At 37.5% G+C, this 12,146-nt stretch carries 10 protein-coding genes; all 10 read left to right on the top strand.

The annotated features are described in order from the left end of the window. Position 1: 1 nt before the first annotated feature. Complete coding sequence (locus CALPO_RS0107640; RefSeq protein WP_026486784.1) at positions 2 to 1,501, top strand: sugar ABC transporter ATP-binding protein; 1,500 nt, start codon at positions 2 to 4, stop codon at positions 1,499 to 1,501. Beyond that, positions 1,485 to 2,465 carry an ABC transporter permease gene (locus CALPO_RS0107635; RefSeq protein WP_026486783.1) on the top strand — a complete coding sequence of 327 codons (981 nt, stop codon included), beginning with the start codon at positions 1,485 to 1,487 and terminating at the stop codon, positions 2,463 to 2,465. The genes CALPO_RS0107640 and CALPO_RS0107635 overlap by 17 nt, the downstream gene beginning before the upstream one ends. Before the next feature lie 117 nt (positions 2,466 to 2,582). After that, positions 2,583 to 3,740 (top strand): Gfo/Idh/MocA family protein, encoded by a 1,158-nt coding sequence (locus CALPO_RS0107630; protein ID WP_026486782.1) that lies wholly within the window; start codon positions 2,583 to 2,585, stop codon positions 3,738 to 3,740. A 108-nt stretch (positions 3,741 to 3,848) separates the two neighbouring features. Continuing rightward, positions 3,849 to 4,256: a sugar phosphate isomerase/epimerase family protein gene (locus CALPO_RS15365; RefSeq protein WP_281172765.1), complete on the top strand. Its 408-nt coding sequence runs from the start codon at positions 3,849 to 3,851 to the stop codon at positions 4,254 to 4,256. Between the two features lie 26 nt (positions 4,257 to 4,282). Then, positions 4,283 to 4,813, top strand: coding sequence for a sugar phosphate isomerase/epimerase family protein (locus CALPO_RS15360; RefSeq protein WP_281172764.1), 531 nt, complete (start codon positions 4,283 to 4,285; stop codon positions 4,811 to 4,813). Positions 4,814 to 5,005: 192 nt separating this feature from the next. After that, positions 5,006 to 6,418 carry an ABC transporter substrate-binding protein gene (locus tag CALPO_RS0107620; RefSeq protein ID WP_026486781.1) on the top strand — a complete coding sequence of 471 codons (1,413 nt, stop codon included), beginning with the start codon at positions 5,006 to 5,008 and terminating at the stop codon, positions 6,416 to 6,418. A 118-nt stretch (positions 6,419 to 6,536) separates the two neighbouring features. Next, positions 6,537 to 7,430, top strand: coding sequence for a carbohydrate ABC transporter permease (locus tag CALPO_RS0107615; RefSeq protein ID WP_026486780.1), 894 nt, complete (start codon positions 6,537 to 6,539; stop codon positions 7,428 to 7,430). A gap of 15 nt (positions 7,431 to 7,445) precedes the next feature. Then, on the top strand, positions 7,446 to 8,330 hold the full coding sequence (locus CALPO_RS0107610; protein ID WP_026486779.1) for a carbohydrate ABC transporter permease: 885 nt from the start codon (positions 7,446 to 7,448) through the stop codon (positions 8,328 to 8,330). 22 nt (positions 8,331 to 8,352) lie between these two features. Beyond that, entirely contained in the window at positions 8,353 to 11,061 is a 2,709-nt protein-coding gene (locus CALPO_RS0107605; RefSeq protein WP_026486778.1) for an alpha-mannosidase, read from the top strand. 67 nt (positions 11,062 to 11,128) lie between these two features. After that, positions 11,129 to 12,097: a sugar ABC transporter substrate-binding protein gene (locus tag CALPO_RS0107600; protein ID WP_026486777.1), complete on the top strand. Its 969-nt coding sequence runs from the start codon at positions 11,129 to 11,131 to the stop codon at positions 12,095 to 12,097. The last annotated feature ends 49 nt before the right edge of the window (positions 12,098 to 12,146 follow it).

The raw sequence follows: 12,146 nt of genomic DNA, 5'->3' as shown, positions 1-12,146 counted from the left end.
AATGAATCAATATGCATTGGAATTAGAGGGTATTTGTAAGTCTTTTAATGGAGTCAAAGTGCTAGAAAATGTGAATTTTAAAGTTAAAAGAGGTCAAGTTCATGCTCTGGTGGGCAGTAATGGGGCTGGAAAGTCAACGCTGATGAAAATTTTAATGGGAGTTTATAGTTTCGATAAAGGAACCATAAAAATAAATGGAAAAACAGTAGAGATTAAAAATGCGAAAGATGCTCAAAAATACGGCATACGTATGATTTTTCAGGAATTAAGCCTTGTTCCTACATTGACGGTTGCAGAAAATATTTTTCTTATGAATGAACCTATTAAAAAAAGGTACGTCATTGATAAAAAAAATATGCTAAAAAGAACAAGGCATCTTCTCCAAGATCTAGGTATAAATATAGCTCCTGATACACTTGTAAGTACATTGGGAGTAGGTTATTGCCAGCTTGTTGAAATAGCAAAGGCGTTATCAAGGGATGCGAATATACTTATAATGGACGAGCCCACTGCTTCTTTATCGGAAGGTGAAACCATTATTCTATTTGACATTATAAAAAGGCTAAAGCAAAAAGATGTTTCTATTGTATATATATCGCATAGAATGAACGAAATATTTCAAGTTGCTGATGAAATAACTATTCTAAAGGATGGCAAAAACGTGATAACTACTGAAAGTAAGAATCTCAGCAAGGAAAAAATTATTGAACTGATGATAGGAGCAAATGTGGAGAAAACATTTGAGTGGAAAGAAAGGAACTATAATGGTGATGGTTCTTATATTCTTGAGGTCAAAAATCTTGACGTTGATTCTAGAATAAAAAATATATCTTTTAATCTGAAAAAAGGTGAAGTGTTAGGTATTGCAGGGCTGATGGGTAGTGGAAGGACAGAAATTTTAGAGTCGCTTTGTGGGATTCACAAGAAAATAAAAGGTGAAATCATTATAGATGGGAAAAAAGTTGAAATAAGAAATGTTAAAGACGCTATGAGGGAAGGTATAGTACTGGTCCCGGAAGATAGAAGACGACAGGGGCTTGTACTTATGCATAGTGTTAAGGAAAATATTGTATTACCTAATTTAAAAAAATTATTGAAAGCATTTGTAGTAATCGATGATAAGAAAGCTAGTACTATAGTGCAAGAAAATATCAAAAAACTAGCTATAAAAACGGACGATATGAATAAGCAAGTTAAATTTCTTTCAGGCGGGAATCAGCAGAAGGTTGTTATATCAAAATGGTTAGAAACCAATCCCAAAATTTTATTGCTTGATGAACCAACTGCTGGCATTGATGTTGCTGCCAAAGGTGAAATTATTGATATAATCCGTAATTTTGCGGATACGGGTAAAGGAGTAATTATAGTTTCTTCTGAATTAGCGGAGTTATTAGCTATTTGCGATAGGATTCTAATATTGAAGAAAGGTAAAATAACAGGAGAAATACTTAGAAAAGATATTAAGTCAGAGGAGGAGTTGCAATATGCAATCCAAGAGTAATATTAGCAATAACACATTTAGTGGTTTTAAAAAGATTGAATGGAGAAAATACATAGTTTATATTGCATTTGTAGCAGTATTCGTGTTTTTTGCTATTACTTTGCATTCTGAAGGATTTACAACTTTAACAAATTTATTAAACATTACCCGTCAAACAGCTATGATTTCAATTATGGCTGTGGCAATGACTTTTGTAATTGCTGCAGGGCAAATCGACTTATCAGTAGGCTCCATTACGGCTCTTACCTCTTTAGTAACTGCATTGATACTGGCTCATAATGGCAGCATTTTTCTCGCGGTACTTGGCGGTTTTTTAATAGGTGCTGCTATAGGTGCTATTAATGGTCTTCTTATAACTAAGACCGGCATCCCCGCGTTCTTGGCAACTTTAGGCACAATGGGAATTGCAAGAGGTCTTGCAATGTGGATTACTAATACTGCCCCTGTACCGATTTTAAACGAAACGTATAATTTTCTTTTTGGTACAGGTGATATAGGGGGATTTCCTGTACTTTTCATATGGACAATAATTGTTCTTATTATTGGGCACTTTGTTTTAAACCATACCCCGTATGGAAAACAAACCCTGGCTACAGGTGGTAATGAAATAGCTGCGAAATATACAGGGATCAATACCCAAAAAATAAAATTTATTGTAATGACGGTTTCAGGCATTGCAGCAAGTTTCGCCGGAATGTTATACGCAGGTAGAATGCAGGCTGGTAGGTATTCTTTTGGTGATGGTGATGAGCTTTCTGTTATCGCAGCTGTGATACTCGGAGGTACCAGTATGGCAGGTGGAACAGGTTCTATTATAGGTTCAGTAATTGGCTCACTTCTAATGGGAATGATTAATAATGGTCTTATTATAGCAGGATTAGATGTAAGTCAACAGATGGTAGTTAGGGGGATTATTATTATACTTGCAGTGGCGCTTGGGAATAAATACCAGAACAAGGACTGATAGAAAAGTTAGATATATTGATACTATTTTCGAAACAGGATAGGAGTGTATGGAGATTACAGAAAATCGAAAAAGATTGAGATACAGTGCAAAAATGATGTACGGAGGGGGTACAAAATGCAGAAAATAAAAGTAGGCATAATAGGCACTGGCTTTATAGGCCCTGCTCATGTTGAGGCGCTAAGAAGACTTGGGTTTGTAGATATTGTAGCTCTTGCGGACATTAACGAAGAAGTAGCAAAGCAAAAAGCGGAATTGCTAAATATAGAAAAGTATTATGGTGATTATAAAAGCTTACTAAACGATAAAGAAATAGAAGTAGTGCATGTATGTACTCCAAACCACCTTCATTACAAGATATCAAAGGAAGCCTTGCTAGCGGGTAAGCATGTTGTGTGTGAAAAACCGCTTGCTATGAATTCTTTTGAAGGAGCTGAACTTATTAAAATTGCAAAGGAAAAGAAACTTGTGAATGCAGTAAATTTCAATTTAAGGTTTTATCCTTTAATGCATCACGCAAGGAAAATAATTGAGAGTGGCGAATTAGGTAAGATTTTTGCCGTGAACGGTTCTTACCAACAAGATTGGCTTTTCTACGAAACTGACTTTAACTGGAGGCTTCAGCCTGAGTTTAGTGGGGATTCTAGAGCAGTTGCGGATATAGGGTCGCATTGGCTAGACTTGATTGAATTTGTAACAAGTATTAATGTAAGTTCGGTATGTGCTGATTTTGCAACATTCCATTCTGTAAGAAAAAAACCTCTAAAACCTGTTGAAACTTACTCTGGTAAAATACTGAGCCCTGAAGATTACGAGGATATTGAGATTAATACTGAAGATTATGCAACAGTGTTGCTAAGGTTTAACAATGGAGCTCATGGTTCTATGACCGTAAACCAGGTTGCCGCAGGAAGAAAAAATAGGCTCTACTTTGAAATTTATGGCTCAAAAAAAGCAATAGGTTGGAATTCTGAAAGGCCTAACGAGCTTTGGATCGGAAAAAGAGATGGGAATAACGAAGTTTTAGTTAAGGATCCATCGTTACTGAGTCCATATGCAAGGGAGATAGTCAGTTATCCAGGTGGTCATAACGAAGGATTCCCTGACACTCTAAAACAAATGTTTGCGAAATTTTACAAATATATTATACGAAAAGGTCACATTAAAGGAGAACCTCCTGAATTCCCGACATTCGAAGATGGGTATAGAGAATTATTACTTTGTGAAGCGATAGTTAAATCAGCTAAGAGTAATAAGTGGATAGAAATTGAATAAGGGATAGTAATCGCAGTTTCCACCTGAAGTTTTTCGGCGATACCATGTTTCCTGCAGTGTTGACAATAAGCAGAACTTCGTTAGTCTCTGAAAGAAAGGGGTTTTTTGATGAAATTAGGCGTTTTTATGGTGCTTTTTCAGGACAGAAAGCTGGAGGATGCCCTGGACCACATCGTGGAGCTGGGTGTGAACGTGGTAGAGGTGGGTTCTGGCGGCTACCCCGGAAAAGCCCATTGCAATCCTGAAGAGCTTCTTAAAGATCCGGCTAGCATAAAGAAGTTTAAAAAGGCTTTTGATGACAGAGGGGTGGAAATCAGCGCGCTGAGCACCCATGGCAACCCTGTACATCCTGACAAAGAAATCGCCAGGAAATTTGACGAGGATTTTAAGAATACCGTGCTTTTGGCAGAACAGCTGGGAATTGATAGGGTTATAACCTTTCGGGTTGTCCCGGGGACTCCCCTAATTCTAAGTATCCTAACTGGGTTACATGTCCGTGGCCTGAGGATTTTCTGAAGGTACTGGATTATCAATGGAATGAGGTGCTGATTCCTTACTGGGAGAAAGCGGTCAAATTTGCCAATGAACACGGCGTAAAGAGGATAGCGCTGGAGATGCATCCTGGTTTTTGCGTGTACAATCCTGAGACGCTGCTAAAGCTGAGGAAAGCGGTAGGGCCTACTATCGGCGCCAACTTAGATCCCAGCCATCTCTTCTGGCAAGGTATAGATCCGGTGGCTGCTATAAGGTATCTGGGCGACGCCATATACTTCTTCCACGCCAAGGACACCAAGATAGACCCCATAAATGCGCCAAGGATAGGAGTTCTGGACACCAAGCACTACAGTGATGAGGTAAACAGGGCGTGGATATTCAGATCTGTAGGCTATGGACATGATTATCAGTTGTGGAAAGACATCGTCAGCAATTTGAGAATGGTGGGGTACGACGATGTTCTGAGCATAGAACACGAAGACAGCTTGTTTACAGCGGAAGAGGGATTTAAAAAGGCCGTGGCGTTTTTAAAAGAAGTCATACCTTTTGAAGCAAAAGGCGGAATGTACTGGGCTTAACAGCCCAGTTTTTATATATTTTGTCTTTCCAAATACATACCGAATTTTTTTTATGTTGAGAAATTAATAATAGCAATCAAAGGATTTTAACGCTATCATAAATGTCCTAAAGTCGTCATAAATATTGTAAAGAGATAAATGTTTAAACCTGAACACAAAACCCATTAATTTAAGAAAAGGGGGATTGTATTGATGAAAAAACTGTTTTCCTTTTTACTGATATTTGTGTTTGTTATATCATTAATTGGTTGCGGTTCAAATAAAACATCGAACTCATCCAAGGCAAATAGCACAAAGACAGATAGTGTCTCATCAGGTGAAAAAGTAAAAGTAATCGTATGGGGACTTAATCCCATGGCGGTTGGCAGTGGTAATAAAGAAATGATAGACGCTTTTAATAAAACTCATCCTAATATTCAAATTGTACCCCAGTCTACTCCTGGCACAGGAGGTTACGCAACGCAAGATGTTACTAAATTACTCTCAGCTATAGCGAGTGGTTCCCCGCCAGATGTTACATGGCTAGACAGGTTTACTGCAGCGCAATTTGCGGCTAGAAATGCTTTAACACCGCTGGATGAATATATAAAAGCTAGTGATTTAGATATGAGTCAATATGCTAAATATACTGTAGATGAAGTAACGTTTAATGGCAACATATGGGCATTACCTTGGGATACTGATACAAGAATACTATTCTGGAATAAAGATTTATTTAAAAAAGCAGGTTTAGATCCAGATAGGCCGCCACAGGATTGGGATGAATTGCTAGATTATAGTAAAAAATTAACGATAACGGATAACAAGGGCAATTTCAAACAGATAGGCTTTATACCTAATTTTGGTAACAGTTGGTTATATTTATTTGGTTTTCAAAATGGTGGCAAGTTTTTGAGTGATGACGGGAGAACCGCACTTCTAAACTCACCTGAGATTGTTCAAGCTTTGGAATTTATGGTAAAAGGATATGATATATTGGGCGGAGCTAAGAAAATCAATGCTTATGCTTCTACTTTTCAGAGTGAAGCTAATGATCCTTTTTTGACTGGACAGGTAGCAATGTTGATTACCGTTAACAATGCAATATCCAGCTATGCGAGATATAAACCTGATTTAAATTATGGTGCAGCTTTACCACCAGCTCCAAAAGGTAAGCAAAAGATTACATGGAGCGGCGGATGGAGCTGGGCTATTCCTAGAGGAGCTAAACATCCCAAAGAAGCTTTTGAAGTTATTAAATGGCTTACTACTGAAGGAATAAAAGAGCAAGCTGCTGGAGCTGCAGCTTTTAATAAGAGCCAGGGTAGAAAATATTATGTACCTTTCCCTGCAGCGTATTTGCCAGCAAATGAAGAATTGATTAAAACATATGTTGATCCGATCGATAATCCATCTATAAAAAATGCAATAAAGGTAGGAATGGATGCTATGAGTGTGTCTAGAGCCCGTCCTGTATCGCCTGTAGGAGAAACCCTATGGACGGAACATAGTAGGGCTATAGATAAAGCTATTTATCATGAGATGGGCGCAAAAGAAGCTTTAGATGCAGCAAATCAAAATGTTCAGAAAGAATTAGATAAATTCTGGTCTAGTTTTAATAAATAAAATTCATAATTATAGCTAAACCGGCAGAACTCAGACCGGCTGGACGATGATATAAATGGGTGGCGGTCAATTACCGTCCCCCTATCCTGATTATTAATAAAAATATTGGGGTGAGTATATGAAAAAGCATATGAGCACTATGGCACGTAAAGAAGCGATTGCAGGTTATCTGTTTGCATCGCCATGGTTTATAGGCGTAATTCTTTTTACTATATACCCAATTATTGCTTCCATAGTATATAGCTTTATGGATTATAATATATTAGAAACGCCTTCCTGGATTGGGATTAAAAATTATATAGACATGTTCCATGATGATTTATTCTGGAAATCATTGGGCAATACTTTTTATTATGTGGTGTTTAGTGTACCTTTGACAATAATAATAGGTTTGGCAATAGCACTTCTACTAAATAACGATATAAAAGGGATAGCAGTTTATCGTACACTTTATTATATGCCGTCTATTGTTCCGCTAGTCGCTGGTTCCATATTGTGGGCATGGATATTTAATCCAAATTTTGGGATATTGACTAATCTAGTTGAATCATTTGGAATAGAGGCTCCGGGCTGGCTTTCAGATCCTGCATGGGCAAAACCATCATTAATACTCATGTCTTTGTGGGGCGCTGGTGGCGGTATGATAATTTATCTGGCAGGGCTAAAAAATATTCCACGAGTTTATTATGAAGCAGCTGAGTTAGATGGAGCAGGGACCTTACGGAAATTCTTTTATATTACCTTACCTATGTTAAGCCCTACATTATTTTTTCAATTGATTATGGGCATTATTGGATCATTTCAAGTATTTACGCAAGCTTTTATTATGACAAATGGAGGACCAAACGATGCGACTCTCTTTTATGTATTCTATCTATTTAACAATGCTTTTCGCTTTTGGAAAATGGGTTATGCTTCAGCGTTAGCATGGGTATTATTTGCAATTATTATGTTCTTTACATGGGTGAACTTTAAAATGTCAAAATATTGGGTGTTTTATGATCAGACATAAAGGGAGTGAAATGATATGTCTGTACATTTATACAGTGAAACGGCGTGGAAAAGACGTGCAAAGGCAAGAAAAATGGTATTAAAGGTAATAAATCATTTAATATTAATTGCTGGAAGCGTCGTATTTATTTTTCCTTTATTATGGCTGGTATCAACATCACTCAAACCTGATACACAGATATTTAAGGTACCTCCTGAATTGATTCCAAAACCTTTCGTATGGAAAAATTATGTAGATATGTGGATATATTTTCCGTTTATGCAATTTTTAAAAAATACATTAATAGTCGTTATTTTGAGCATGGCTGGGGTTTTGATAACAGCACCTTTAGTAGCGTATGCATTTGCTCGTTTAAAGTGGCCAGGTCGAGATATATTTTTTATGATCGTACTTGCAACAATGATGCTGCCTGGACAAGTAACAATGATTCCATTATATATATTGTTTCGTAGATTAGGCTGGGTAGATACTTTTTTGCCTTTGTGGGTACCGGCGTGGTTTGGCGGAGGAGCATTTTATATATTCCTTATTCGTCAGTTTTTATTAACGATACCAAAAGAACTGGAGGAAAGCGCTATTATCGATGGTGCAAACTATTGGCAAATTTATGCTAAAATAATGCTTCCGTTGATACAACCTGTGCTTACTACAATAGCTATATTTCAATTTATGGGTGCATGGAATGACTTTATGGGACCATTAATTTATATAAACGATCAAGCCAAATACACTTTATCTCTTGGCTTGAGATTATTTCAACAACAAACAAGTAGTTCACAAACAGAATTTGGTATGATGATGGCGGCTACTACACTGATGGTAATACCTGTTATTATATTCTTTTTCCTGGGACAGCGAAGGTTTATCGAAGGTGTTGTATTGACAGGTATGAAAGCATAGAAATATTTAGGAGGGAGTTATTGTGGATATATCATTGGAAAGTGTAAGTAAATATCTGTCGACTTTAGAAGGTACTATTGACGATATGCAAAAGGATTTAAAGCGTTTTTCTTATGAAATAAGGTTTGTGGAAAAATTAATGGAAGCATATCCTGATAAAAAAGAAGAATGGGCAAATTTAGTGGAGGAAGCCGTTAAAGGTTTAAGAGGAGATCTAGAAAGAGGTATCTCTGTAAAAGATGCTGTTACTAAAGCTGAGGATTATCTAAAACCTATTGCAGTGGTGGCCAAGGAGTTTACCATTCACTATGTGGGTCACGCACATATTGATATGAACTGGCTCTGGCCATGGCAGGAAACGGTAGATACCTGCTATAAAACCTTTAATACAGCAGATAAACTCATGAATGAATATCCCGATTTTAAATTTTCACAGAGCCAGACTTCTGTATACAAAGCCATGGAAGATTACAGCCCCGATACCTATGAGATGATCCGAAAGAGAGTCAAAAGCGGCCAATGGGAAATAACTGCCAACACATGGGTAGAAGGCGATAAAAACATGGCATCAGGTGAAGCATTGGTTCGCCAGATACTCTATACTAAGAGGTATTTTAAGGAGAAGTTTGGTTTGCCCTATGATGCAGTAAAAATAGATTGGGAACCAGATACATTCGGCCATGCGTGGACATATCCTCAGATACTGGTAAAGGCAGGTATAAAAAGGTATTACTTCTGCAGAGCAGGGAAAGGCTATAGGTTATTCTTATGGCAAGCGCCTGATGGGTCAAAAGTTTTGGCATGGAACGACGAAAAACTATGGTATCTAGGAGCTGTCAAACCCGAGGATGTGGTGGAAGCGGTAGATCATTATAAAGCCACCGGCATGAAAGATTATATGATAGTTTATGGTGTAGGCGATCATGGAGGTGGACCGACCAGAAAACATCTTGATACAATAAAAGAGATGGAAAAATGGCCTGTATTCCCTAAGGTAAAATTCAGCACCACAGACGAATACTTTACTATTGCTGAACGCTATATCGATAATCTCCCCGTGGTAAATGATGAACTTAACTTTACATTTAGGGGCTGTTACACATCTCAGAGCAATATAAAGAAGGCTAACAGATTTTCAGAGAATATGTTAGGCCAAGCTGAGGTCTACGCTTTACTAGCTAACAAGATAGTTTCACTGCCATATCCTGAAAAGCAGATTTACAAGGGCTGGGTCAATACTATGTTTAATCAATTTCACGATATACTCCCGGGCTCCGGTATTCATGCTACATATGAGTATTCCCAGGGTCTGTACCAGGATACCAAGGCACATACAGATATGGTAAAAGAACGATCAATTAGGGCTATTTCCAATCGTATCAATACAAAAGGAAAAGGCGATGTGGCTATTACGGTTTTCAACCCCTTGGCATGGACCAGAACTGACATGGTTACGGTAAATGTCTACGAGAAATTCGACAAGGATGTTAAATTTATTCTTGTCGATAATAAAGACAAGCAAATACCTGTTCAGTATACTTTTAACAGTTGGTTTGGATTTAACTTTCACACTATAACGTTTACAGCAGAGAATGTTCCAGGCTGCGGTTATAAAACTTATTACTTAAAGAAGACTATTTCACCTTCTGATGTAGGTGGTGCAAGGGTGGCCTTTGACGGCATGAATGAGAAGGTAATAGAGAATGAATACTTGAAATTACGTGTGGAGTCAGGTTCAGGCGCTATAGTAAGCCTTGTCGATAAGAAGTCAAATGTAGAATATGTACCCCAGGGCAAAAAATTGGGCATTCTACAGGTGTTGCATGAGGCTCCTAATAACATGTCAGCATGGGTTATAGGTCAAATTCTGGGGACCACAGATCTGGATAAAGATGCTTATTTGGAGATCGTAGAAAGAGGGCCGGTTAAGGCGACGATCCGAACTAGGAGGAAATACAACAAATCAGAGATCATTATGGATATATCATTATACACAGGTATACCTAGAGTGGATTTTAAGCTCGATGTAAACTGGCTGGAGATAGGTGATAAAAACTATGGTGCGCCGTTTTTGAAAATAGCATTTCCTATTAACGCCAGTAGTACCTGTGCTACATATGAAATACCCTTTGGTAGCATAAAGAGGGATAAAGGAGAGGATGTACCAGCGCAAAAATGGGTTGACATAATGGGTAAGGATGATAAAGGCGGTAGGCTCGGATTGTGTATCGTCAATGACTGTAAATACGGTTTTGACCATATTGATGATGCCCTAAGGATGTCGTTAATAAGGAGCACATTTAACCCTGATCCGTTACCTGAATTGGGTAAACATGAAATAGAGTTTGCCGTATACCCACATGGAGGGCAGTGGAAAGATTCTGATTCGACCAGGTGTGGTTATGAGTTTAATAACAGATTGGAAGCTCATTATGATGATCCTCATGAGGGTATACTGGATGATGTTTTGTCTGTTGTTGAAGTCATACCAAAGAATATTGTACCTTCAGCTATTAAGAAAGCCGAAGATGATGACTCAATTGTAATTAGAATGTTTGAAACCGATGGTGTTGAGGCAAATGCGAATATAAATGTACTTCTTCCTGTAAAAGAGGCAGTGGAAACGGATTTACTGGAAAAACCCATAGGTGATACCCTTAAAATCAATAATGGCATCTTAAGTGCTGTGTTTAAGCCATATGAAATAAAGACATTTAAAATAACTAAGTAAAGCTTCTCCTCCTTGGTAGGAATTTAAATGAAAAATTGTAAAGACCATATTATTGGAGGGAATTAAAATGAAAAAAGTTAAAAAATTGTTAACTATTTTATTAACAATTTTCCTGGTAGCTATATTATTTGTGGGGTGTAATTCTAGTAAATCTTCACAAACATCCAAATCAAATACAAAAAAACATTATAAATTTGGCTATACATGTATGACGATGAACAATCCATTTTTCCAAGTTATTGCGAAAACCATGAAAAGCGAAATAGAAAAGAATGGTGATGAATTGATTATTACAGATCCAGCAATGGATGTTTCCAAACAAATAAATCAAATCGAAGACATGATTGCTCAAGGTATCGATGCAATTTTATTAAATCCTGTTGATTGGGAGGGAATTAGGCCTGCTCTTGTTGAACTTAAAAGAGCTGGTATTCCAATTATTAATTTTGATACAGAGGTTAAAGATTTTAATTACGTTACTGCTTATGTCGGTTCGGATAATAAGAATGCGGGCAAAGTTTGTGGAGAAGATCTTGTAAAGAGGTTTCCTAAAGGTGGTAAGATTGCCATACTCGATTCTCCTACGATGAATTCTATAAATGACAGAATTGCTGGTTTTATGAGTGCAATTAAAGGAAAGGGTTTTACAATTGTTGCTCAGCAGGATGCTAAAGGCGATTTGCAAACTGCCATGCAATTAACGGAGGATATACTTCAGGCTCATCCTGATATTGTAGCTATAATGGGTGGGAATGATCCCACAGCTTTAGGTGCTTTAGCGGCAGCTAAAGCTGCCCATAGAACTGATATTTTAATTTACGGTGTTGATGGGTCTCCTGATGCTAAATCTGAGATTGCAAAGGGTGGACAGTTTGTAGGGAGCGGTGCACAGTCTCCAAAACAGATAGCTATTAAATCTGTAGAAGTGGCATATAAAATTCTTAAAGGTGAGCCTTACCAAAAAAGGACTCCGGTTCCAACTTTTCTTATAAATAAAGACAATGTTGATAAATATGGCATAACAGGATGGCAGTGAAGTTTAGGCTTTTAGTACTAGATAAGACATATTTAGTACTAAAAGCCTA

The sequence above is a fragment of the Caldanaerobius polysaccharolyticus DSM 13641 genome (assembly GCF_000427425.1).
Taxonomy (GTDB): Bacteria; Bacillota; Thermoanaerobacteria; order Thermoanaerobacterales; family Caldanaerobiaceae; genus Caldanaerobius; species Caldanaerobius polysaccharolyticus.
Note: the sequence above shows the minus strand (reverse complement) of the source record. Positions and strands in the feature narration are given on the sequence as shown.